The organism is Pseudomonas sp. FP2338 (assembly GCF_030687515.1).
GTDB lineage: Bacteria > Pseudomonadota > Gammaproteobacteria > Pseudomonadales > Pseudomonadaceae > Aquipseudomonas > Aquipseudomonas salomonii.
In genome coordinates this window covers 2105770-2128868 of sequence record NZ_CP117436.1, presented here as the reverse complement: position 1 = coordinate 2128868, position 23099 = coordinate 2105770, and the positions used below count along the sequence as shown (strand labels likewise).

Below are 23099 nucleotides of genomic sequence, written 5' to 3'. Positions count from 1 at the left end.
CTCATGAAGAATGCTCGTTTACCCCTGTTTGACCGACGCATCGTGCTGACTGCCGGCGTTGATGCGTTGAAGAAACTGCTGCCCCAGGCCCAATGGAAAAACCCGGTGATGTTCGTGGTGTACCTGGGCAGCATCCTCACTACTTTGCTGTGGTTCCAATCCCTGGGTGGCCAGGGTGAAGCGCCCAGCGGTTTTATCCTCAGCATCACCTTGTGGTTGTGGTTCACCGTGCTGTTCGCCAACTTCGCCGAAGCCCTGGCCGAAGGCCGCAGCCGCGCCCAGGCCGCAAGCCTGCGCGGCATGAAACGCCAGACCCTGGCCAAACTGCTGCAGCAACCGCGCCACGGCGCGGCCTGGCTACCGCTGGAAGCCAGCCTGCTGCGCAAAGACAACGTGGTGTTGATCGAAGCCGGCGACCTGGTGCCGCTGGACGGCGTGGTGATTGAAGGCGTGGCCTCGGTGGATGAGAGCGCGATCACTGGCGAATCGGCGCCGGTGATTCGCGAGGCCGGTGGCGACTTTTCCTCGGTCACCGGCGGCACGCGGGTGCTGTCGGACTGGCTGGTGGTGCGCATCAGCGTCAACCCCGGCGAGTCGTTCCTGGACCGCATGATCTCGATGGTCGAATCGGCCAAACGCCAGAAGACGCCGAATGAAGTCGCGCTGACGATTCTGCTGGTGGGCCTCACGCTGCTGTTCCTGCTGGTGATCGCCACGCTGAGCCCCTACTCGATCTTCGCCGTGGCCATGAGCGGCAGCGGCAGCGTGATCAGCGCCACGGTGTTGGTGGCGTTGCTGGTGTGCCTGATCCCCACCACCATCGGCGGCCTGCTCTCGGCCATCGGCGTGGCAGGCATGAGCCGCATGATGTCGGCCAATGTGATTGCCACCTCCGGCCGTGCCGTCGAGGCGGCGGGTGATGTCGACGTGTTGCTGTTGGACAAGACCGGCACCATCACTTTGGGCAATCGCCAGGCCAGCAGCTTTCTGCCGGCTCCGGGCGTGAAGGAAGCCGAGCTGGCGGACGCCGCGCAGCTTGCCTCACTGGCGGATGAAACCCCGGAAGGCCGCAGCATTGTGGTGCTGGCCAAGCAGAAATTCGATATCCGCGCGCGGGACATCAACGCCCTCGGCGCACGCTTTGTGCACTTCACCGCGCAAACCCGCATGAGCGGCGTCGACCTGGCCGAAGGCCGCGCCATTCGCAAGGGCGCGTCGGATGCGATTCGCAGCCATATCGAAGCCTTGGGCGGGAGTTTCCCGGCGGCGTTGCAGGCCAAAGTCGATGAAGTGTCGCGGCGCGGCAGCACGCCGCTGGTGGTCAGCGACGGTGCCAAGGCCCTGGGCGTGGTTGAGCTGAAAGACGTGGTGAAAGGCGGCATCAAGGAGCGCTTCGCCGAGTTGCGGCGCATGGGCATCAAGACCGTGATGATCACCGGCGACAATCGCCTGACCGCCGCTGCGATTGCGGTGGAAGCCGGGGTGGATGACTTCCTCGCCGAGGCCCGTCCGGAAGACAAGCTGCAACTGATCCGCGACTACCAGGCCCAGGGCAAGCTGGTGGCCATGACCGGCGACGGCACCAACGACGCGCCGGCGCTGGCCCAGGCCGACGTGGCCGTGGCGATGAACAGCGGCACCCAGGCCGCCAAAGAAGCCGGCAACATGGTTGACCTCGACAGCAACCCGACCAAGCTGATCGAAGTGGTCGAGGTCGGCAAACAGATGCTGATGACCCGCGGCGCCCTCACCACGTTCAGCGTGGCCAATGACGTGGCGAAGTACTTCGCAATCATCCCGGCGGCGTTTGTCGCCACCTACCCACAGCTCGGCGCCTTGAACGTGATGCACCTGAGCAGCCCCAACTCGGCGATTTTGAGCGCGGTGATTTTCAACGCGCTGATCATTGTCGCGTTGATTCCGCTGGCGTTGCGCGGCGTGACTTACCGGGCCATCGGCGCGGCGGCGTTGCTCAATCGCAACCTGTTGATCTATGGCCTGGGCGGTGTGTTGGTGCCGTTTGCGGGGATCAAGGTGATCGACATGCTGCTGAGCGGATTGGGCCTGGTGTAGCACCCTAAACCCAATGTGGGAGCTGGCTTGCCTGCGATAACGGTGGGTCAGCCAGGAAGTTTCAACTGACACACCGCCATCGCAGGCAAGCCAGCTCCCACAGTTAATTGTGTTGTATTGATCAGGAAGACTATGCCCGCACTCACTGACAAACGCCCCGACCCCGATGCCCTATTGGCCCGGGTACAGCTGGAAGAACAGGCCGCCTTGCGCGGCAAATTGCGTATCTACTTCGGCTCAAACGCCGGGGTGGGCAAGACCTGTGCGATGCTCGCTGCGGCGCAACGCGAAGTCGCGTTGGGCCGTGACGTGCTCGCTGGCGTCGTGGAAACCCATGGCCGCGCGGAGACCGCCGCGCTGCTCGACGGCCTCGAACAACTGCCCCGCGCCGCCCTGCTGCACCGCGACTTCGCGCTCAGCGAATTCGACCTCGACGCCGCTTTGCACAGGCGCCCTGCCGTGGTGCTGGTGGACGAACTGGCCCACAGCAACGTGCCCGGCTCGCGTCACCCCAAACGCTGGCAAGATGTAGAGGAATTGCTCAGCGCCGGGATCGACGTGTGGACCAGCCTCAACGTCCAGCATCTGGAAAGCCTGAATGATCTGGTCAGTGAAATCATCGGCATCCGCGTGCGCGAAACCGTCCCCGATCACGTCTTCGATAACGCCCACGAAGTGGTGGTGATCGACTTGCCGCCCGATGATCTGCTGCAACGCCTCAAGGACGGCAAGGTCTACCTCGGCCCACACGCCGAACGGGCCTCAAAACATTTCTTCCGCAAGGGCAACCTGCTGGCCTTGCGTGAACTGACGCTGCGGCGCACAGCAGACCGGGTCGACACGCAAATGCGCGTCTACCGCCGCGAACAGTCGATAAAGGCCTTATGGCCGGCGCGCGAACGGCTGCTGGTCGGTGTGGCGGGCGACGCGGGCGATGAGCGCCTGGTGCGCGAAGCTGCACGCCTGGCGCAAAAACTCGAAGCGGACTGGATCGTGGTGCATGTAGCATCAGCTCAGGGCCGCGGCGCCAAGCGCTATCTGAGCGCCATGAAAACCCTGACCCTGGCCAGCGAGTTTGGCGCCGACACGGCAACGCTGCCGGGCATGGACGTCGCCGACGCGCTGGTCGCCTGTGCCCGCGAGCACAACGCCAATCGCCTGGTGCTCGGTCACCATCCGCGCCAGGCGTGGCGGTTCTGGCATCAGTCGGTCAGTGACCGGATCAGCCGCCATCACCCGCAGATTGATCAGATCGTGATAGCCCACGGAGCAGTGCCGGGGCCTGCGCCTGTGATCGAAAAACCGACGCCTGCACCGGGCAGAGCCCTGGCCTATCTGTGGGCCACACTCGCCTGTTTCGCCGCCAGCGCCATTGCGGCATTGCTGCTGCAGGTGTTCGACCTGGCCAACGTCGTCATGCTGTTTTTGCTCACCGTGGTGCTGGTGGCCCTGCGTTACGGACGCGGCCCGGGCGTCTGGGCCGCGATGCTGGCGGTGCTGTGTTTCGACTTCTTTTTCGTGCAGCCGCGCTACTCGTTTACCGTCACTGACACCCAGTATTTCTTCACCTTTGCGCTGATGCTCGGCATCGCCCTGATCACCGGGCAACTCACCGCACGCCTGCGCCACGAAGCACGTACCGCCGCCGCGCGCGAACGGCGCGCCACCTCATTGGCGCGACTGGCTCGCGACCTGTCGGCCGCGCTGACCGTGGAGCAAATCAGTGAAGTCGCGCTGCGCACCTTCAGCGGTGTATTCGAAGCACGCGTCGGCCTGGCGCTGCCGGACGCCGCCGATGGCGTGCACAGCGTCGGCGCGGGCGGGTTGCCGATTGACGAGAGCATCGCCCAATGGACCTACGACCACGGCCAGGCCGCCGGCCACGGCACCGACACCTTGTCGGCGGCCAAAGGGTGCTACTTGCCGCTCAAGGCGCCGATGCGCGTGCGCGGCGTGCTTGTGCTGGAATTGGCCCAGAGCGAACGCTTGAGCGACCCGCAGGAACGCCGTCTGTTGGAAGCCTGCATGAGCCAGCTGGCGATTGCGCTGGAGCGCGTGCACTTCGTCGAAGTCGCGCAAAGCACGCTGGTGCAGATGGAAGGCGAGAAGATGCGCAACACCTTGCTCGCGGCAATATCCCACGACCTGCGCACCCCGTTGACCACCCTGATCGGTGCCGCCGACACCGCCCTGCCCCACGCCCCACCCGGCCCGCTGACCGAGTTGCTGCACGGCATCCATGAACAGGCCACCTCAATGCAGCGGCTGATCGAAAACCTGCTGGACATGGCGCGCATGCAGGAGCGCGGCGTGCGCCTGAACCGGCAGTGGCATTCGCTGGAAGAAGTCGTCGGCAGCGCACTGCGCCAGCTACGTGAACCCCTGGCGCGACACGGCGTGCACACCGCGCTGGACCCGCGCTTGCCGCTGGTGGAAATTGACGCGCTGTTGATCGAACGGGTGCTGGTCAACCTGTTGGACAACGCCGCCAAGTACACCCCGCCAGGCAGCAGCATTACCGTCGCCGCCCGTTCCACGGCGGGCGCCATTGTGCTGGACGTCAGCGACAACGGCCCGGGTCGGGCCCCCGCCAACCTGTTCGAACCCTTCACGCGCGGCCAGCAGGAATCCTCCGTCGCCGGCATCGGCCTGGGCCTGGCACTGGCCAAACGCATCGTCGAAGCCCACGGCGGGCACATCGAAGCCAACGCCGTTGAGGCGTGCGGCATGCACTTCATCATCACTTTACCGGCGGGCACACCCCCGTCCATGGAAGCCTTATGAGCACCGCACGCATTTTGATTGTTGAAGACGAAGCCAATATCCGCCGCTTCGTCGGGATCGCCCTGCAAGATGAAGGTTTTCAGGTGTTCGAGGCCGACAGCGTCAAGCGCGCGCTGATCCATGCGGCCAGCCGTCAACCGGACCTGGTGATCGTCGATCTCGGCCTGCCGGATGGCGATGGCAAACACTTGATCAGCGAACTGCGCGGTTGGTTGGCGGTACCGATTCTGGTGTTGTCGGCGCGTGATCGCGAAGAAGAGAAAGTCGCCGCCCTCGACGCCGGCGCCGATGATTACCTGACCAAGCCGTTTGGTGTGCCCGAGCTGCTCGCACGCATCCGCGCCCAACTGCGCAGGCACGGGCAGACCGGCACCGTGGCAGCCACCAGCAAGGTCGCGTTTGGCGAGATTGAAATCGACCTGTCGACCCACGAGGTATGGCGCCAGGGCCAGCCTGTGCATCTCACGCCCATCGAGTACCGCCTGCTCTGCGCGATGATTCGCGGCCAGAGCCGGGTGCTGACCCATCGGCAATTATTGCTGGAAGTGTGGGGCCTGGATTACGTGGACCGCGCCCACTATTTACGGGTGCACATGGCGCACTTACGGCAAAAGCTGGAAGCGAACCCGGCGCAGCCGCAGCATTTTATTACCGAATTACAGGTGGGGTATCGGTTGATGGGGCTATGAGGAGGTGCAAGCCTGCGCAGGACTTTAACTTTCAATGGCTACTATGAACACGTCAAGCTGAACATAGGAATAACGCCCAATCAGCAGTCTATCGCCAAGTAATTTATTTCGAAAGCACACAACTTTAATCAAGAAATACTTTATTACTCGAGCACCCTTTCATTGTGCAGCGGTTATTTTATATAACTCTGGCCACCTTGAGTTTAATTGATATAAACCCGCGTAGGATAATGACCATGATTGTTGCCACCTCAGCTTCTGTTCCTCTCGCCGCCCCCCCCAACCTGCTAATTCGTCGCCCACCCCAGCTGACACTAATACACCCGCAGCCGCCGACACTTACTACAACGGTGTCGATAACCTGGGCCGCAACCCCGTGCGCTGGATCGACAAGGATGGGAATGGAAAAATAGATATCGAAGTGGATTTTTCCGCAGGCCCTGGCAAGTATTTCAGGAAACTGGGTTTAACAGGATACTCGCAGCTAAGTCCCGAACAAAAGCGAGAACTCCTCGATCAAATGGCGGACCTCAGCTTCGATACAAACCTGGTTTTTCATGAAAAAGGCGCCATAAAGAACCCGGACGGGAAGATAAATTTTGGTAACTATGCTCCCGTGCCATCAAATGGAAAAAACCTGGTACAAGTCAATTTTCCAGACAACACGTCAGACCCACAGAATCCTGACAAGGCAGACGAGCCTGCGGAAGCCTATGTCAGGGGCGATGCCAGCCACTTAAAGGCCAACGCGCGTAATCGGGGTGGTAACGTGCTTGCTCACGCCTTGCTGCATGCGCTGGGTTTGTCTCATACGAACCCTGAGGATAAGAGCAATAGACCCGCGAGTGCCACAGACTCTCTCGGCTACAGTCTTCTCAGTACCCAGTCGGAAACTACAACGGGCCATGATTTTAAAGGCCACTATGTCACACGTGCGCAAATGCATGATCTAGGCTTACTGACTCAACGCTACGGACATAACAGTCAGTACAGTAACGAAACCACTCACGTGGAATACGATTTGAACGGGTTGGACGACGATGACGCGCCCGTCACAGCAAGTATTTCAAGTGTCCGCGCACACGAAACGCTCAATATCGAAGATGACACCCATGATCAAAATATCAACTTGAACCACGGCACGTTCTCCAGCATTGCAGGATTCAAGAATAATATTTCTATTTTGCGAGGCACGCACGTTGAGGACGTTCTAACAGGTTCCGGCACTAATACTGTCATCGCGAACTTCAAGGCCAATAAAATCACCTTGGGCAGTGGTGCCAACACGGTCACGTTCACTAACTCATAGGACTCTACGCCGAAAGAAACCGACCACCTTGTTGGCTTTAAAAGCGGCATCGACAAAATCGATATCAGCGGCTTTTCTCAGAAAACCAATGAAGGCACCTTTCTGGAGGGGAGCCCTCACCTGGATACCCATACGGCACCGGATGGTAAGACCTACGTGAGATATTGGACGTACTTTGATGGTAAAGGTCTTTCAGAGCCCGATTTCTTGTTACGTGCAGATGGAATAAAAATGAGTGACATCATCACACGCACGTAACGTTTTGCAGCGCAGGCGCTGACTTTGAAGTCACCGGCTTACCCTCTGAAGGGAATGGTTAGATGCCGCACCGCGACCTGAATGCTGGGCAAAAAAAAGCCCGCTCAATGAGCGGGCTTCTTGTGGTGACCTGGCGTTCAGTGTTCCAGGTTACCGAATATGGCGCAGCGGACGGGACTCGAACCCGCGACCCCCGGCGTGACAGGCCGGTATTCTAACCGACTGAACTACCGCTGCGCGTAACACTTGAAACGAATGGTGGGTGATGACGGGATCGAACCGCCGACATTCTGCTTGTAAGGCAGACGCTCTCCCAGCTGAGCTAATCACCCTTCGCTTCGGTGTGGGCGGCATAATACACCAAAAATCTGCAATGTCTTGATTTAAATGCAATTTATTTAAAATATTTTCTCCAACGCCCTCCGCGCCCCGAAAAACGGGGCCTCAAGCCCCCAAATGCGAGTCTATTGCGTTTATACGCTGCTTGGCGGCACAATTAAAAACCATTCTCAATAACACCTGAGCCGCGCCTATGTCTGTGGGTGAACCGCCATTCCAACGGGAAATAACCCTGCTTTACAGTGAGCATAACGGCTGGCTGCTCAGTTGGTTGCGGCGCAAACTCGGTTGCCGCCAGAACGCAGCCGATCTGGCGCAGGACACTTTTGCGCGGATTCTCAATGCCCGTGAATCCGTGGCAAGCATTCGTGAGCCGCGTGCTTATTTAAGTACCACGGCTCGACGCCTGCTGATCGATCAGGCGCGGCGTAAACAGATTGAGCAGGCTTACCTGCAAGAGTTGGCGCTAACGGTAGACGCGTTGGAGGGGTTTCAGTCGCCGGAGCAAATCCACACGACCCTCGAAGCGCTCGAGCACATCGCATTTATTCTGGAAGGCATGCACGAATACTCGCGACAAGCGTTTGTGCTGTATTACCTGGAAGAAATGACCCAGCAACAAATCGCTCGGCAGCTCAAGCTGTCGGAACGCACCGTGCGCAAATACCTGATCCAGGCACTGGTGCACTGCAGCCATAGCATGGACACCTGACCCGAGCATGCCTGACACCCACCAACAGATCGAAGAACAAGCCGCTCAATGGCTGCTGCGCCTGCACGAAGGTGAGGTGAGCCAAGCTCAGCGCTTGGCGTTCGAGTGCTGGAAACAACAAGGGCCACAGTACGCCGCGGCCGCTGCGCGCATGGAGGCCGTGATTGCCCGGATGCAGGCCCTGCGTGCGGAAAAATCACCGGCGCGGGCGGCACTCAACGCGGCATTTGCTCAACGAAAACCGCGGCGCGGCAAAAACGCGGTACGCGCCCTGCTGCTCGCGTGCAGCCTGGCGATTCCTGCGGCGGCGCTGCTCGTCAGCCCTTATCCGCAACGGTGGATGGCCGATGTGCGTAACGGCCCCGGCCAGTGGCAAAGCCTGCAGCTGGCGGACGGCTCGACACTCACCCTGAACGGCATCAGCGCGGCGAACGTGCATTTCGATCAGCAGCAACGTCGGATTGAACTGCTGCAAGGCGAGATCCTGGTGGAAGTCGCCCATGACAGCGCACGGCCCTTTATCGTGCAGACCCCGCAAGGCACGCTGCGTGCGCTGGGGACGCGGTTTGTGGTCAAGCGCGAGGGTGACGTGACCGTACTGAGCATGTTGCAGTCGCGCGTGGCGGCGCACAGCACGAATGCCCAGGAGACCGTGGAAGTGGACGCCGGCTCGCAGGCGCTGATGAGCTCGAACGAAGTGCGCCTGAACGGCCGTATCGACCCGGCCAGCGTCAACGAAGCCTGGCGTCGCCATCAGTTGGTGGTGGAAAACCGGCCGTTGCCCGAAGTACTGGATGAAATCGCCCGCCATCGAGCCGGCTTTCTGCAATTTGATCGCGCCGCCCTGCAACACCTGCGGGTATCGGCGGTCGTTCCGCTGGATGACAGCGATCAAGCCCTGCAATTGCTCGCGCAGACCTTGCCGATCAAGGTTCGCCACTACACTGCGTGGCTGATGGTCGTGAGCCCTGAAACAGCGCCCAATAAATAATTATTCGCATTTGCTTCCGGTTTTTTCGGGGTTGCCCGTCAAGCAAGGTAATTCGACACGTAAAGGATTGCCCTGACCATGCACACCCCTTCTAACCCACGCGGGCGCTTTGGCCTGCTGAAAAGTGCGCCGCTGTCCCTGGCGATATTTGCCGCGTCCACCCTGAGTACTCACCTGGCACAGGCGGACACGGTCAACGTCGCCGCCCAAGCCTACGACATTCCCGCCGGGCCGCTGGGCACTTCGCTCAACCGCTTTGCCCAGCAAGCCGCCGTGGCGATTGTGTTCCAGCCCCAGGCACTCGAAGGCCTGCAAAGCCCCGGGTTGAAGGGCACCTTTGCCACCCAGGACGGCTTTGATCGATTGCTGCAAGGCAGTGGCTATCGTGCCGTTAAAGGTGCGCAGGGGTACGCGCTGCAGGCCATTGCGACGGCCAGCAGCGGCACCATGGAGCTAGGCCCCACTGAAGTCACCGCCACCCAGTTGGGTAATGTCACCGAAGGCACCGGCTCCTACACGCCCGGCACGATCGCCACCTCGACGCGGTTGATACTGACGCCCAAACAGACCCCGCAATCGGTGAGCGTGGTCACCCGTCAACACATGGATGACTTTGGCCTGAACAACGTCGACGACGTGATGCGCCATACCCCAGGCATCACCGTGTCGGCCTTCGACACCGAGCGCAGCAACTATTACGCGCGCGGCTTTTCGATCAATAACTTCCAGTACGACGGCATTCCTTCGACCGCGCGCAACGTCGCCTACTCGGCGGGCAACACCCTCAGCGACATGGCGATCTACGACCGCGTAGAAGTGCTCAAAGGCGCCACCGGCCTGCTCACCGGCGCCGGCTCACTGGGAGCGACGATCAACCTGGTGCGCAAGAAACCCACCGCCGATTTCCAGGGCCACGCCACGCTCGGGGCCGGCTCATGGGACAACTACCGCAGCGAACTGGACGTGAGCGGCCCAATGACCGACAGCGGCAATGTGCGCGGCCGAGCGGTTGCGGCCTATCAAGACAAGCGCTCGTTCATGGACCGCTACTCGCGCAAGAGCCCGACGTACTACGGCATCATGGAGTTCGACCTGTCACCCGACACCTTGCTGACCGTGGGCGGCGATTATCAGGACACGTTGCCCACCGCCTCGTCGTGGTCCGGCAGCTTTCCGCTGATCAACTCCCAAGGCGAACGCAACAGCGTCAAGCGCTCGTTCAACAACGCCGCCAACTGGAGCAGTTGGGAGCAATACACCCGCACCGTGTTCGCCATGCTGGAACATGACCTGGGTGATGGCTGGGTCGGCAAGCTGCAACTCGATCACAAGATCAATGGCTACCACGCGCTGATGGGCTCGATCCAGGGTGACCAGCCACAGCCCGACGGCACGGCCAACCTCACCTCCGGCAAATACACCGGTGACACCGTCAGCGACTCGGCCGACCTGTATGTGAGCGGCCCGTTCAGCCTCGGCGGTCGCGAGCATGAGTTGGTACTGGGCGGCTCCATCAGCGCATCGGAGTGGAAAGGCAAGGGTTACTGGAACCTGGCCCCCAATACCGTCGACTTCAACCACTGGCGCGGCCACGCCAAGATCCCGGATTGGGGCAGCGCACAATCACTGATCGACGACACCGTGCGCCAGACCGGCGCCTACGTGACTACACGATTGAACCTCGCCGACGACCTCAAGCTGCTGTTGGGCGGGCGCGTGGTCAACTACCAAGTCACCGGCAACAACCCGAGCTACCGCGAGTCCGGACGATTCGTGCCGTATGTGGGCGCCATTTATGACCTGAACGACACCTACTCGGTCTACGCCAGCTACACCGATATTTTCATGCCGCAGGAAAACTACAACCGCGACCGCGAGAACAAACTGCTTGAACCGGACGAGGGTCAGAACTGGGAATTTGGCCTGAAAGCCGACTTCCTCGACGGCCGCCTCAACGCCAGCGCCGCTTACTTTGAAATCCACGAATCCAACCGCGCGCTCTCCGACGACGAGTACAACAACCAGACGCCGATACCGTCCAACTACGCTTATAAAAGCAGCAAGGCGGTGACCAAGGGCTACGAAGTGGAAGTGTCCGGCGAGATTGCGCCAGGCTGGCAGTTGCAGGCCGGGTACACCCACAAGGTCGTGCGCGATGACAAGGACGTGAAGATCTCCACCTTCGAGCCCGAGGACCAGGTCAAGCTGTACACCACCTATAAACTCAAGGGCGACCTGGACAAGCTCACCGTCGGCGGCGGCGTGCGCTGGCAGAGCGTGGGCTGGCAGGATATCTACAACAACCCGCACAAGGGTTATGAAGAGTTCTCCCAGGACGCTTATTGGCTGGTGGACCTGATGACCCGCTACCAGGTCACCAAGAACCTGTCGGCGACGCTGAACCTCAACAATATCTTCGACAAGTCCTACTACACCAATATCGGTTTCTATAACTCCGCCGCGTATGGCGAGCCGCGCAACGTGATGGTCACCACACGCTGGGATTTCTGATCAGCCCATAAAAAAACGCCGCCGATCATCGGAAATGATCGGCGGCGTTTTTCGGTTTTACAAACCCCGGACAGCAAAAAGCCCGCTCATTGAGCGGGCTTTCTGTGGTGACCTGGCGTTCAGTGTTCCAGGTTACCGAATATGGCGCAGCGGACGGGACTCGAACCCGCGACCCCCGGCGTGACAGGCCGGTATTCTAACCGACTGAACTACCGCTGCGCGTAACACTTGAAACGAATGGTGGGTGATGACGGGATCGAACCGCCGACATTCTGCTTGTAAGGCAGACGCTCTCCCAGCTGAGCTAATCACCCTTCGCTTCGGTGTGGCGCGCATTCTACGGAGCGACCCTACGTCTGGCAAGCACTTTCTTAAATCTTTTTTTTGAGGCCTTCCAATGGCTTAGGCAGGGTTGGCCTCAGCCCTGATCAAGACAATAATGCCCCCCTTTGTATAAAGGAGAGACTCACCCCATGTGGTTCAAGAACCTGCTTATCTATCGCCTGACCCAAGATCTGCCTGTTGATGCCGAGGCGTTGGAAGCGGCCATGGCCACCAAACTGGCGCGCCCGTGTGCAAGCCAGGAGTTGACCACTTACGGTTTCGTCGCGCCTTTTGGTAAAGGTGAAGACGCTCCCCTGGTGCATGTCAGCGGTGACTTCCTGCTGATCGCTGCACGCAAGGAAGAACGCATCCTGCCGGGTAGCGTAGTGCGTGACGCGCTTAAAGAGAAAGTCGAAGAGATCGAGGCCGAGCAAATGCGCAAGGTCTATAAGAAGGAACGCGACCAGATCAAGGATGAAATCATTCAGGCCTTCCTGCCGCGTGCCTTCATCCGTCGCTCGTCGACTTTCGCCGCCATTGCGCCGAAACAGGGCCTCATCCTGGTCAACTCGGCCAGCCCCAAGCGCGCCGAAGACCTGCTGTCGACCCTGCGTGAAGTGATCGGCACCCTGCCGGTACGCCCGCTGACGGTTAAAACCGCACCAACGGCGATCATGACCGACTGGGTCACCACGCAGAAGCCAGCCGATGACTTCTTCGTCCTCGACGAATGCGAACTGCGCGACACCCACGAAGACGGCGGCATCGTGCGCTGCAAGCGCCAGGACCTGACCGGCGAAGAGATCCAGTTGCACCTGACCACCGGCAAAGTCGTGACGCAATTGTCCCTGGCCTGGCAGGACAAGTTGTCCTTCATGCTCGACGACAAAATGACCGTCAAGCGTTTGAAGTTCGAAGACCTGTTGCAAGACCAGGCTGAACAGGACGGCGGCGACGAGGCATTGGGCCAACTGGATGCCAGCTTTACCCTGATGATGCTGACGTTTGGCGAGTTCCTGCCGGCGTTGGTTGAAGCACTGGGCGGCGAAGAGACCCCGCAGGGCATCTAAGCAACACCCGCCATAAAGGGAGCACAGTCAGTGTGGGAGCTGGCTTGCCTGCGATGCAGACACCTCGGTCTATCAGTCATACCGAGTTGATGCTATCGCAGGCAAGCCAGCTCCCACATTTGATTACATTTGCACTTCCGAAATCTGATAACAAGGACATCCCCCCATGCGTGCACTCGCCGCCTTGAGCCGCTTCGTCGGCAATACCTTCGCCTACTGGGTGTTGATTTTCGCGGTGCTCGCCTTCCTTGAGCCCGGCTGGTTCATCGGCCTCAAGGGCGCCATCGTGCCGCTGCTGGGCCTGGTGATGTTCGGCATGGGGCTGACCTTGAAACTTGAAGACTTCGCCGAAGTCGCCCGCCATCCCTGGCGTGTGGCTCTGGGTGTAGTCGCGCATTTTGTGATCATGCCGGGCGTGGCCTGGCTGCTGTGCCAGGCGTTCCACCTGCCGCCGGAAATTGCCGTCGGCGTGATCCTGGTCGGGTGCTGCCCAAGCGGCACGTCGTCCAACGTCATGACCTGGCTGGCCCGGGGCGACCTGGCGCTGTCGGTGGCCATCGCTGCCGTCACCACCCTCCTCGCCCCACTGCTGACGCCCGCGTTGATCTGGCTGCTGGCCTCGGCCTGGCTGCCGGTGTCGTTCATGGAGTTGTTCTGGTCGATCCTGCAAGTGGTGTTACTGCCGATCGTGCTGGGCGTGGTGGCGCAGCGTGTGCTGGGTGAGCGCGTCCGCCATGCGGTAGACGTGCTGCCGTTGGTGTCGGTGGTGAGCATTGTGATCATCGTCGCTGCAGTGGTTGCGGCGAGCCAAGCGAAGATCGCCGAGTCCGGCCTGCTGATCATGGCCGTGGTGATGCTGCACAACAGCTTCGGTTATCTGCTCGGTTACTTCACCGGCCGCCTGTTCAAACTGCCGTTGGCGCAGCGTAAATCCTTGGCGCTGGAAGTGGGCATGCAGAACTCCGGGCTGGGCGCCGCGTTGGCCAGTGCGCACTTTTCGCCGTTGGCGGCGGTGCCGAGCGCGCTGTTCAGCGTGTGGCACAATATTTCCGGTGCACTGCTGTCGACGTACTTTCGCAGAATGAGCGAGAAGCAAGACCGCCGCGCCCTGGAGCGCGCGCCGTAAACTTGATCGTCCGATCAATTTTCGGCACTCTATCAAGCTTCGCGAGGACGACCTCGCGACGCTCTCAAGCGCTTAATCCGGGGACGACCCCAGCTATAAAGGGGAGATCAACATGTCCTGGATCATTCTGTTTTTTGCCGGGCTGTTCGAGGTCGGCTGGGCGGTCGGCCTGAAGTACACCGACGGTTTCAGCAAGCCGCTGCCGACTGCCCTGACGATTGCCGCCATGGCCATCAGCCTCGGCCTGCTGGGCCTGGCCATGAAGGAGCTGCCGTTGGGCACCGCCTATGCCATCTGGACCGGTGTGGGTGCGGTGGGCACGGTGATCGCCGGGATTATTCTGTTTGGCGAGTCCATGGCGTTGTTTCGTTTGGCGAGTGTGGCGTTGATTATTTGCGGGTTGGTTGGGCTCAAGATCAGCACTTAGGTCACTACCGTTATCGCAGGCAAGCCAGCTCCCATATTGGACTGTGTTCACCGTTCAAAGGTGGGAGCTGGCTTGCCTGCGATGAGGCCCTTACGGCCAGCAAATAACTACCTGACACTCCCGCGCAACACGCCTACCCGCACCTGTAACTGCTCAGGCGTCGCGGCCTCCAGTGCAACCGGCTCCCCCGCCACCAGCACCACCCGCGACCAGATCCGATGAAAGATCCCCTTGTTCGGATCGCGACTGAAAAAGCTCCCCCACAACCCTTGCAGCGCCATCGGAATCACCGGCACCGGGGTCTCCTCCAGAATCCGCGTCAACCCGCCACGGAACTCATTCATCTCGCCATTGGCGGTCAGCTTGCCTTCCGGGAAGATACACACCAATTCCCCTTCCTTCAGGTACTGGGCAATCCGTGTGAAGGCCTTTTCGTAGATCTGGATATCTTCGTGACGCCCGGCAATCGGAATCGCCCCGGCCGTACGGAAAACAAAGTTGAGCACGGGCAAACGGTAGATCTTGTAGTACATGACAAAGCGAATCGGCCGACGCACCGCGCCGCCAATCAACAGTGCATCGACAAATGACACGTGGTTGCACACCAGCAACGCCGCGCCTTCATCGGGAATGCGTTCCAGGTTGCGATGCTCCACGCGGTACATGGAATGGCTGAGCAGCCAGATCATGAAACGCATGGTGAACTCGGGGACGATTTTGAAGATGTAGGTGTTGACCGCAATGTTGAGCAGCGACACCACTAGGAACAACTCAGGGATCGACAGCTTGGCCACGCTCAGCAGCAGGATCGAGACGATGGCCGAGACCACCATGAACAACGCATTGAGAATATTGTTGGCCGCGATAACCCGCGCGCGCTCGTTCTCGGCCGTGCGCGACTGGATCAGCGCGTAGAGCGGCACGATATAGAAGCCGCCGAACACACCCAGGCCAAGGATATCGAACAACACCCACCACGCCTGACCGTAGCTGAGTACCGCCAGCCAGCTATGTTCCTCGGCCGATTGCGGGAAACCGCCCGAGTGCCACCACAGCAGCAGGCCGAACACCGTCAGGCCAAACGAGCCAAACGGCACCAGGCCGATCTCGACCTTACGCCCGGAGAGCTTTTCACAGAGCATCGAACCGACGGCGATGCCCACCGAAAACACCGTAAGGATCAGCGTCACCACAGTTTCATCGCCGTACAACCATTCCTTGGCGTAGGCCGGGATCTGCGTCAGGTAGATCGCACCGACAAACCAGAACCACGAGTTGCCGACAATCGAGCGCGACACTGCCGGGGTCTGCCCCAGGCCCAGGCGCAAGGTCGCCCAGGATTGGCTGAAGATATTCCAGTTCAGCCGCAGCTGCGGCGTGGACGCCGCCGCCCGCGGAATGCTGCGGCTGGCCAGGTAGCCGAGCACCGCCACGCCGACAATCGCCACCGCCACCAGGGGCGCGTAATTGCTCGACGACATGATGATTCCGGCGCCAATGGTGCCGGCCAGGATCGCCAGAAACGTGCCCATTTCCACCAGCCCGTTGCCGCCCACCAGCTCATCGTCGTGCAGCGCCTGGGGCATGATCGAGTACTTCACCGGGCCGAACAGCGCCGAATGCGTGCCCATGGCAAACAGCGCCAGCAGCATCAGCTCCAGGTGGTTGAACAGAAAGCCGGTGGCGCCCACGGCCATGATCACGATCTCGCCGATCTTGATCGCGCGGATCAGCGCGTCCTTGTTGAATTTCTCGCCAAACTGCCCGGCCAGCGCCGAGAACAGGAAGAACGGCAGGATAAACAACAAGGCGCACAGGTTGACCCAGATGGAGCGGTCGCCCTCGATGGTGAGCTTGTAGAGAATCGCCAGGATCAGCGATTGCTTGAAGATATTGTCGTTGAACGCGCCCAGTAACTGGGTGATGAAAAACGGCAAAAAGCGCCGTGTGCGCAGCAAGGTGAATTGTGAGGGGTGGCTCATCGTCCGTGTTCCTGCGTGGCCTGAAGGCGTGTAGTTTCTCAGGCCACGACTTTACCTAATCGCGCTTACTTATTCCCTAGTCCTGCAATGCATGGCGAAACAAAAAGCTCACCTTTATAGGCACCCTGCACGGTGCGCTTGGCCACGATCAGCCACATCAGCGCCAATGCCAGCACCAGCACGCTGCCAAAGATACTGAAAAAGCTCAGGTGCAGCAGGCTCGCCAGCTTCAGCGTGGCCAACGCGTAAACCCCCAACGGGAAGGTAAACCCCCACCAGCCGAGGTTGAACGGAATGCCGGCACGCAGGTAACGCAGGGTGATCAGCACCGCGATCAGCATCCACCACAAACCGAAGCCCCACAGGGTGATGCCCGCCACCACGCCCAGGCCATTGGCCATTTCGCCCACACCCGGCAACCCATTGGCGGCGAAGATCGCCGGTGCGTCACCGCCCAACAGCAACATGCCCAGCGCACCGGTGCCGATGGGGCCAAGAGCCAGCCAGCTCGACGCGGCCATATTGGCAGGCGGCAGTTTATGCAGGGCCATGCGCAACATCAGGATGGTCAGGATGCTGAACGCCACCGGCAGGGAAAACGCCCACAACACGTAGCTGGTCACCAGCATCACCAGTTGCGCCTGGGCGTCGGCCAGGTGCGGCGCCAGCAGGCCACCGCTGGCGGCGGCGACTTCGGCGGCAACCACCGGCAACAGCCAGACGGCGGTCATCTGGTCGATGCTGTGTTCCTGGCGGGTGAACATCATGAACGGGATCAGCACGCCGCAGGCCAGGGCCATCGCCACGTCCAACCACCATAAGGCTTCAGCCAGCGGGATCACTTCGCTGCCCCAGCGCGGCAGGCCAAACAGCAGCAAGCCGTTGAGAATGGTGGCCAGGCCCATGGGAATGGTGCCGAAAAACATCGAGACGGTGGAATGCCCGAAGATGCGTCGCGCTTCGTGGAAGAACATCACCCAACGTGCCGCGTACAACAGGCTGAACAGCACAAACAGGCCAATGGTGAACAGCCACAGCCCTTCGGCAATGACGTGCAAACCGGGCAGGCTGAATGGCAGTTGCGCCAGGGCCAGGGCCAGCACGCCGGTGCCCATGGTCGCAGCGAACCAGTTGGGGGTGAACTGGCGAATCACTTCCCGTGGGCGGGTCAGGTGGCTCAAGGGTTTGTAGCTTGGGGCTTTGCAGCTGGGAGTCGTCGAGCAGGTCATGATGGCAATCCTCTTCCTCGCATGAGGTTGAAGCCATCATAGAACCTGATCGAATATCTATATAACGGGTAATATCTCTATCTGTTATCTACTTTACCAATATACGGCATCACTCTATCGCCGCCTTGGCCCGGATCGAGTCCTGCAGAACCAAACCGGCCAACGCACTCAGGGCCAGCACTATCAGCGCGGCCCCATAACCTTCCGTGGTGACGATAAGGCCGTAAACATGGCACAGGTAACCCGCCAACAACGCCGGCAGACAGAACGCCAAGTAGCTCAACACATAGAACGCCGACATCAAACCGGCCCGTTCATGGGGCAACGCCAGCCCGACGATACTGCGCACACTGCCCATGAAGCCGCCGCCAAAACCAAAACCGGCAATCACACTGGCGACAAAGAACAGCCACAAAATACCCATGTGCACGGCCACCAGCAGCAACGCGACGCCCACCGCCAACAGCCCGGCCGACAGCCGCATGATTTTATCGGCCGGGCGCTCGCGCACGCTGTAGATCATCACCGCACCACTCAAGGTCACGACCGCTACGAGGCCGCCGCCGATCAGGTGCGACGTGGAACCGGTGGCAGCCTTGACCAGCGACGGCGCCAGGGATGAGAAGAACCCGCCCAGCGCCCACACCGCCACATTCAGCGGCATCACCAGCCATAAGGCCCGGCGCGCTTGGTGCGGTACATGCAGGGTCGGCGCCAGCGACTTCAAGGCACCCGGAATACGGCTGACGGTTTCCGCCAAGCGCCACACATACGCGGCCTGCAACACCATCAACCCCAACAGCGTGAAGTAAATCAATTGGGTAGGACGCGGCGCGAACTCGACCAACAGGCCGCTGCCCAGCCCGCCACTGGCCATGCCCAACAGGGGCGCCAGGCTATTGAGCATCGGGCCACGCACGCGGTCAGTGTCGAGCAAAGTCGCACTCAGCACCGCCGTGGCCATGCCGGTGGCGAAACCTTGCAGCGCACGAGCGGCAATCAGGTGCGCGGTGCTGTCGGCGTTGATAAACAACAGCATCGCCACAATATTGAGCAGTAATGCGACGAAAATCACCGGCTTGCGCCCCAGATGATCCGACAGTGAACCCACGGTCAGCAACGCCGCCAGCAGGCTGACGGCGTACACGCCGAAAATCACCGTGAGCATCGCTGCGGAGAAGTGCAGGTTTTCCTGGTAAACCTGATACAGCGGCGTCGGCGCGCTGGACGCGGCGAGGAAGGTCAACACGGTGATGACCAGGAACGCCAGGCTGGACCGTTGAGAAATAACGCGAGACATGGGCACACTCCGCTAAAGCTAATACTTTGCTTTTGCGTAGTGTGCTACCGGCGCGCGCTTAAAGCAAATTCTTTGTGTTAAGGTTTTACGCATGGCGATAAAAGAAGGCCTTCGCCCGGGAGGCCGCAGTGCCCGGGTTCAAGAATCAGTGCATTCGGCAGTGCGTGAACTGTTGGAAGCCCATGAGCGCTCCAGCGTTACCGTGCCGATGATTGCGACGCGCGCGGGCGTCACGCCCTCGACCATCTATCGGCGCTGGGGCGACTTATCAGTGCTGTTGGCCGATGTGGCCCTGGCCCGCATGCGCCCCGACAGCGAGCCGGCCAATACCGGCAGCCTGCGCGGCGACCTGCAGGCCTGGGCTGAGCAATACCTGGATGAAATGAACTCGGAACCGGGGCGCAACATGATGCGTGACCTGCAGAGCATGATCACACCGGGTTATTGCGTGAGCATTCTGAGTGGGCAGTTTCAGACGATTATCGACCGTTACCCACAGAGTACGCCGCCGAGCGTGGACCATTTGATCAACCTGCTGGCGGCGCCGACGGTGTTTCGCATTTTGTTCTCGACCGAGCCACTGACGGTGCAAGAGCTGCATGCCTTGTTAGAACTGGCGCTGAAAAAATAAAGGCCTTACACAAAACCAAATGTGGGAGCGGGCTTGCTCGCGAAGGCGGTGTGTCAGTCAACAAATCAGTCGACTGGCATATCGCATTCGCGAGCAAGCCCGCTCCCACATTTTGAACGCGTATGACTGCTGCTTAGGTACGCATCCCGCGCCCACTCACCAGCAACCGAGCACAACCGACATACAGCACCACGGTCGCCACCAGCATAAAGGTGATCGCCACGCTGATCTTGATATCCGACACGCCCAAAATCCCGTAACGGAAGGCGTTAACCATGTGCAACACCGGGTTGGCCAGCGACACGGTCTGCCAGAACGGCGGCAGCAAGGTAATGGAGTAGAACACCCCGCCCAGGTAGGTCAGTGGCGTCAGCACGAACGTCGGGATGATCGAAATATCATCGAAGTTGCGTGCAAACACGGCGTTGATAAAGCCCAGCAGCGAGAAGATCGTCGCCGTCAGTACCACCACCAGAATGGTGACACCCAGGTGGTGCACCTGCAGGTGGGTGAAGAACAGCGACAGCAAGGTCACGATCACCCCGACCATCAAGCCGCGCAGCACGCCGCCCAGGGTGTAGCCGATCAGGATGGTGTGCGGCGACACCGGTGACACCATCAGTTCTTCGATCGAGCGCTGAAACTTGCTGCCGAAAAAGCTCGAGACCACGTTGCCGTAGGAGTTGGTGATCACCGACATCATGATCAGGCCCGGCACGATGTACTCCATGTAGGTGAAGCCACCCATGTCGCCAATCTGGCGGCCGATCAGGTTACCGAAAATCACGAAGTACAAGACCATGGTGATCGCCGGCGGCAGCAGGGTCTGTGGCCAGATCCGGGTAAAGCGCTTCACTTCGCGATAAACGATGGTCTGCAGCGCGACGAGGTTGGGTTGCAGTTCGGAACTCATACCGCCACCTTCGCCAGATTTTTCTCCACCAGGGACACAAACAACTCCTCAAGGCGATTGGTTTTGTTACGCAGGCTCAGTACTTCGATGCTCTGGGCCGCCAACTGGGTGAACAACGCGGTGATGCCCATGGCCTTGTCCACCTGCACTTCCAGGGTGTGGCCATCCACCAGACGGCTTGGGTAGCCGAGCAGTTGCGGCGCCACCGACAGGTTGTTTTTCAGGTCGAGCAGGAAGGTCTCCACATGCAACTGGCCCAGCAGGTTGCGCATGCTGGTGTTCTCGACAATGGTGCCGTGGTCGATGATGCCGATGTTGCGGCACAGCTGCTCAGCCTCTTCCAGGTAATGGGTGGTGAGGATGATGGTGATGCCCTTCTCGTTCAGCTCGGTGAGGAAGGTCCACATCGAACGGCGCAGCTCGATGTCCACACCTGCGGTCGGCTCATCGAGGATCAGCAGGCGCGGTTCATGCACCAGCGCGCGAGCGATCATCAGGCGGCGCTTCATGCCTCCCGACAACGAACGCGACGGCACGTCACGCTTGTCCCACAAGCCCAACTGAGTCAGGTACTGCTCGGCACGCTCCTTGGCGATTTTCGCTGGGATGCCGTAGTAACCAGCTTGGGTCACGACGATGTCGAAGGTCTTTTCAAACTGGTTGAAGTTGAATTCCTGGGGCACCACGCCGATGGAGCGCTTGAGCGCCGCCGGGGATTTGTCCAGGTCATGGCCAAAGATATTCACCGAGCCGCTGGTTTTGTTGACCAGGGTGGAGAGGATGCCAATGGTGGTGGATTTGCCGGCACCGTTGGGGCCGAGCAAGGCGAAGAAGTCACCTTCGGCAACGTCCAGATCGATACCACTCAGGGCCTGGAAACCGTTGCCGTAGGTTTTGGTTAGCTGCCGGATGGACAGAGCGGAACTCATATCGGATTACGCACCAGAGAAGGGAATAGAAAGAGTAGATAAGCGCGCAGCGCACGTAGTTCAACGGCGGCGCATGACAAGCATGGTGCTTGCCCGCGCCGCACAAGTACAGTCACCTGTATTAATAGTCAGTATTAAGTCAACGCGGTCATCACGGCCTTGCGGTAGGCCGGGCGGTCTTTGAGACGCTGGTACCAGGCCTCTAGATGGGGCATTGCCGGGCGTTCGATGGGCATCTCGAACCAGGCGTAGGCAAAGCAACCCAAGGGGATATCGCCCATGCCGAAACGCTCGCCGGACAGGTAGGGTTGCTTGGCGAGGGCCTGGTCGACGGTGTTAAGCGCATCGATACAGGCTTGGCGCCCGGCATTGATGCTGTCCCAGTTCTGTTTTTCTGCCGGGGTGCGCAGGATGCCCCAAAACACCGCCTTGAACGGATCGGCGAGTGTGGACGTGGTCCAGTCCATCCACTTCTCGGCGCTGGCACGGGCTTGCAGGTCATTCGGGTAAAAATCCGACGCGTTCTTGGCGCACAGATAACGCACGATGGTGTTGGATTCCCACAACACAAAGTTGCCATCTTCGATCATCGGCACCCGGCCATTGGGGTTCAACGCCCGGTATTGCGGGGTGTCGACCACACCAAAAGCTCCGCCCGCATCAATTGCCTCATAGTCCAGGCCGAGTTCCTCGGCGCACCACAGTGCCTTCCTGACGTTTGATGAATTTTTACGACCCCAGATTTTCAGCATGACCGCGCCTTATCGTTGATGAACATGGCTTGATGAACGCAGCAGCATACGCCGGTTCACGCGCGGCTTAAATCGCTCTGCATGTCGCCCTGCATGTCCTTGAGCAAGAGCGGCATGTCGTCGGCAAACAGGTGCGGGTAACACTGCTGAATATGCGCGAAGAAAAACGCTTCGGGCACATCGCTGAACTGCCCGTGGTCCAGCACATATTCCATCGAGCGCCGGCCTTGGCGATTGAAGGCGTGAAACACGCTGTCGTTGACCCCATCGAACTCCAACGGCGGCACATCGAACAACTCGCACAGTTGGCTGTTGAACGCTGGCGTGGCCTTGACCCAGCGTCCGTGCAGGTACAACTCGGTATAGCCGTGCATGGCGAACACATCACTTTTGAGCAGCGCAAGCAGGCGCGGTGTCGATAAATGATTGCGCACATCCGCCAGGCCAATGCGCGCCGGGATCCCGCAATGACGGGCACAGGCGGCCAATAAGGTGGCCTTGGGCACGCAATAACTCTCGCCGGTGGCCAGGGCGAAGCTGGCACTGAGGGTGTTCGGATCACGGCTGAAGGTGTACGGGTTGTAGCGAATCGCCTCACGCACGGCCAAGTAGAGACTGACCGCCTGGTCACTTAAATCCGGGCGGGTTCCGCGATGTTTTTCGGCGAACTCCACCACCGCAGGGTGGTCACTATCGATGAAGCGGCTGGGATTCAAGTACGTATCCATGAGCTTTATCTCCAAGGCAAGC

General features: G+C 60.1%; 17 protein-coding genes, 4 tRNA genes and 1 pseudogene. 11 read left to right on the top strand and 11 right to left on the bottom strand.

From position 1 onward, the window contains the following. Positions 1–3 precede the first annotated feature (3 nt). From kdpB to PSH96_RS29545, 4 genes and pseudogenes are all read left to right on the top strand, one after another. Positions 4–2073 carry a potassium-transporting ATPase subunit KdpB gene (gene kdpB / locus PSH96_RS09755; protein ID WP_305458842.1) on the top strand — a complete coding sequence of 690 codons (2070 nt, stop codon included), beginning with the start codon at positions 4–6 and terminating at the stop codon, positions 2071–2073. Positions 2074–2205: 132 nt separating this feature from the next. After that, positions 2206–4857, top strand: coding sequence for a sensor histidine kinase KdpD (locus PSH96_RS09750; protein ID WP_305458840.1), 2652 nt, complete (start codon positions 2206–2208; stop codon positions 4855–4857). Beyond that, positions 4854–5546, top strand: coding sequence for a response regulator (locus PSH96_RS09745; RefSeq protein WP_305458838.1), 693 nt, complete (start codon positions 4854–4856; stop codon positions 5544–5546). Before PSH96_RS09750 ends, PSH96_RS09745 begins: the two co-directional genes overlap by 4 nt. Before the next feature lie 520 nt (positions 5547–6066). Beyond that, positions 6067–7113, top strand: a pseudogene (locus tag PSH96_RS29545) (M10 family metallopeptidase C-terminal domain-containing protein). 160 nt (positions 7114–7273) lie between these two features. Here PSH96_RS29545 and PSH96_RS09735 read toward each other — a convergent pair. Both PSH96_RS09735 and PSH96_RS09730 read right to left on the bottom strand, forming a co-directional pair. Then, a tRNA-Asp gene (locus PSH96_RS09735) sits at positions 7274–7350 on the bottom strand. Between the two features lie 19 nt (positions 7351–7369). After that, positions 7370–7445 (bottom strand) — tRNA-Val (locus PSH96_RS09730). A 200-nt stretch (positions 7446–7645) separates the two neighbouring features. Between PSH96_RS09730 and PSH96_RS09725 the strand changes: the two genes are divergently transcribed. The 3 genes from PSH96_RS09725 (at position 7646) to PSH96_RS09715 (ending at position 11666) form a co-directional block, all read left to right on the top strand. After that, positions 7646–8164: a sigma-70 family RNA polymerase sigma factor gene (locus PSH96_RS09725; RefSeq protein WP_305458836.1), complete on the top strand. Its 519-nt coding sequence runs from the start codon at positions 7646–7648 to the stop codon at positions 8162–8164. Positions 8165–8171: 7 nt separating this feature from the next. Beyond that, positions 8172–9155, top strand: coding sequence for a FecR family protein (locus PSH96_RS09720; RefSeq protein ID WP_305458834.1), 984 nt, complete (start codon positions 8172–8174; stop codon positions 9153–9155). A 78-nt stretch (positions 9156–9233) separates the two neighbouring features. Further along, positions 9234–11666, top strand: coding sequence for a TonB-dependent siderophore receptor (locus PSH96_RS09715; RefSeq protein ID WP_305458832.1), 2433 nt, complete (start codon positions 9234–9236; stop codon positions 11664–11666). 142 nt (positions 11667–11808) lie between these two features. Here the strand turns inward: PSH96_RS09715 and PSH96_RS09710 are convergent. Both PSH96_RS09710 and PSH96_RS09705 read right to left on the bottom strand, forming a co-directional pair. Beyond that, a tRNA-Asp gene (locus PSH96_RS09710) sits at positions 11809–11885 on the bottom strand. 19 nt (positions 11886–11904) lie between these two features. Beyond that, positions 11905–11980: transfer RNA gene (locus tag PSH96_RS09705), tRNA-Val, on the bottom strand. A gap of 159 nt (positions 11981–12139) precedes the next feature. Between PSH96_RS09705 and rdgC the strand changes: the two genes are divergently transcribed. The 3 genes from rdgC (at position 12140) to sugE (ending at position 14613) form a co-directional block, all read left to right on the top strand. After that, on the top strand, positions 12140–13060 hold the full coding sequence (gene rdgC, locus PSH96_RS09700) for a recombination-associated protein RdgC (RefSeq protein ID WP_003172886.1): 921 nt from the start codon (positions 12140–12142) through the stop codon (positions 13058–13060). A 166-nt stretch (positions 13061–13226) separates the two neighbouring features. Beyond that, entirely contained in the window at positions 13227–14186 is a 960-nt protein-coding gene (locus tag PSH96_RS09695; protein ID WP_305458830.1) for a bile acid:sodium symporter family protein, read from the top strand. Positions 14187–14298: 112 nt separating this feature from the next. Further along, entirely contained in the window at positions 14299–14613 is a 315-nt protein-coding gene (sugE, locus tag PSH96_RS09690; protein WP_016970241.1) for a quaternary ammonium compound efflux SMR transporter SugE, read from the top strand. Positions 14614–14720: 107 nt separating this feature from the next. On the opposite strand, the gene PSH96_RS09685 is transcribed toward sugE, so the two are convergent. The 3 genes from PSH96_RS09685 to PSH96_RS09675 form a co-directional block, all read right to left on the bottom strand. Further along, positions 14721–16595, bottom strand: a complete 1875-nt coding sequence (locus tag PSH96_RS09685; protein ID WP_305458828.1) for an MFS transporter — start codon at positions 16593–16595, stop codon at positions 14721–14723. A 65-nt stretch (positions 16596–16660) separates the two neighbouring features. Further along, positions 16661–17824 (bottom strand): TDT family transporter, encoded by a 1164-nt coding sequence (locus tag PSH96_RS09680; protein WP_305458826.1) that lies wholly within the window; start codon positions 17822–17824, stop codon positions 16661–16663. A gap of 109 nt (positions 17825–17933) precedes the next feature. Further along, entirely contained in the window at positions 17934–19124 is a 1191-nt protein-coding gene (locus PSH96_RS09675) for an MFS transporter (RefSeq protein ID WP_305458824.1), read from the bottom strand. A gap of 91 nt (positions 19125–19215) precedes the next feature. Here PSH96_RS09675 and PSH96_RS09670 point away from each other — a divergent pair, with 91 nt between their 5' ends. Further along, positions 19216–19755 (top strand): TetR/AcrR family transcriptional regulator, encoded by a 540-nt coding sequence (locus tag PSH96_RS09670; protein WP_305458822.1) that lies wholly within the window; start codon positions 19216–19218, stop codon positions 19753–19755. Positions 19756–19888: 133 nt separating this feature from the next. Here the strand turns inward: PSH96_RS09670 and PSH96_RS09665 are convergent, their stop codons facing one another. From PSH96_RS09665 to PSH96_RS09650, 4 genes are all read right to left on the bottom strand, one after another. Continuing rightward, positions 19889–20668, bottom strand: a complete 780-nt coding sequence (locus tag PSH96_RS09665) for an ABC transporter permease (RefSeq protein WP_058420148.1) — start codon at positions 20666–20668, stop codon at positions 19889–19891. Then, the gene (locus PSH96_RS09660) at positions 20665–21597 is read right to left on the bottom strand and encodes an ABC transporter ATP-binding protein (protein WP_056859647.1); all 933 of its coding nucleotides are present in this window, start codon (positions 21595–21597) and stop codon (positions 20665–20667) included. Before PSH96_RS09660 ends, PSH96_RS09665 begins: the two co-directional genes overlap by 4 nt. Positions 21598–21731: 134 nt before the next feature. After that, the gene (locus PSH96_RS09655; RefSeq protein ID WP_305458820.1) at positions 21732–22349 is read right to left on the bottom strand and encodes a glutathione S-transferase; all 618 of its coding nucleotides are present in this window, start codon (positions 22347–22349) and stop codon (positions 21732–21734) included. Positions 22350–22405: 56 nt separating this feature from the next. Next, entirely contained in the window at positions 22406–23077 is a 672-nt protein-coding gene (locus PSH96_RS09650; RefSeq protein ID WP_305458818.1) for a transglutaminase family protein, read from the bottom strand. Positions 23078–23099 lie beyond the last annotated feature (22 nt).

Bases quoted from the DNA above. Each gene is read 5' to 3' on its own strand.
- kdpB (WP_305458842.1), top strand. From the start codon at position 4: ATGAAGAATGCTCGTTTACCCCTGTTTGACCGACGCATCGTGCTGACT.
- PSH96_RS09750 (WP_305458840.1), top strand. From the start codon at position 2,206: ATGCCCGCACTCACTGACAAACGCCCCGACCCCGATGCCCTATTGGCC.
- PSH96_RS09745 (WP_305458838.1), top strand. From the start codon at position 4,854: ATGAGCACCGCACGCATTTTGATTGTTGAAGACGAAGCCAATATCCGC.
- PSH96_RS09725 (WP_305458836.1), top strand. From the start codon at position 7,646: ATGTCTGTGGGTGAACCGCCATTCCAACGGGAAATAACCCTGCTTTAC.
- PSH96_RS09720 (WP_305458834.1), top strand. From the start codon at position 8,172: ATGCCTGACACCCACCAACAGATCGAAGAACAAGCCGCTCAATGGCTG.
- PSH96_RS09715 (WP_305458832.1), top strand. From the start codon at position 9,234: ATGCACACCCCTTCTAACCCACGCGGGCGCTTTGGCCTGCTGAAAAGT.
- rdgC (WP_003172886.1), top strand. From the start codon at position 12,140: ATGTGGTTCAAGAACCTGCTTATCTATCGCCTGACCCAAGATCTGCCT.
- PSH96_RS09695 (WP_305458830.1), top strand. From the start codon at position 13,227: ATGCGTGCACTCGCCGCCTTGAGCCGCTTCGTCGGCAATACCTTCGCC.
- sugE (WP_016970241.1), top strand. From the start codon at position 14,299: ATGTCCTGGATCATTCTGTTTTTTGCCGGGCTGTTCGAGGTCGGCTGG.
- PSH96_RS09685 (WP_305458828.1), bottom strand. From the start codon at position 16,595: ATGAGCCACCCCTCACAATTCACCTTGCTGCGCACACGGCGCTTTTTG.
- PSH96_RS09680 (WP_305458826.1), bottom strand. From the start codon at position 17,824: ATGACCTGCTCGACGACTCCCAGCTGCAAAGCCCCAAGCTACAAACCC.
- PSH96_RS09675 (WP_305458824.1), bottom strand. From the start codon at position 19,124: ATGTCTCGCGTTATTTCTCAACGGTCCAGCCTGGCGTTCCTGGTCATC.
- PSH96_RS09670 (WP_305458822.1), top strand. From the start codon at position 19,216: ATGGCGATAAAAGAAGGCCTTCGCCCGGGAGGCCGCAGTGCCCGGGTT.
- PSH96_RS09665 (WP_058420148.1), bottom strand. From the start codon at position 20,668: ATGAGTTCCGAACTGCAACCCAACCTCGTCGCGCTGCAGACCATCGTT.
- PSH96_RS09660 (WP_056859647.1), bottom strand. From the start codon at position 21,597: ATGAGTTCCGCTCTGTCCATCCGGCAGCTAACCAAAACCTACGGCAAC.
- PSH96_RS09655 (WP_305458820.1), bottom strand. From the start codon at position 22,349: ATGCTGAAAATCTGGGGTCGTAAAAATTCATCAAACGTCAGGAAGGCA.
- PSH96_RS09650 (WP_305458818.1), bottom strand. From the start codon at position 23,077: ATGGATACGTACTTGAATCCCAGCCGCTTCATCGATAGTGACCACCCT.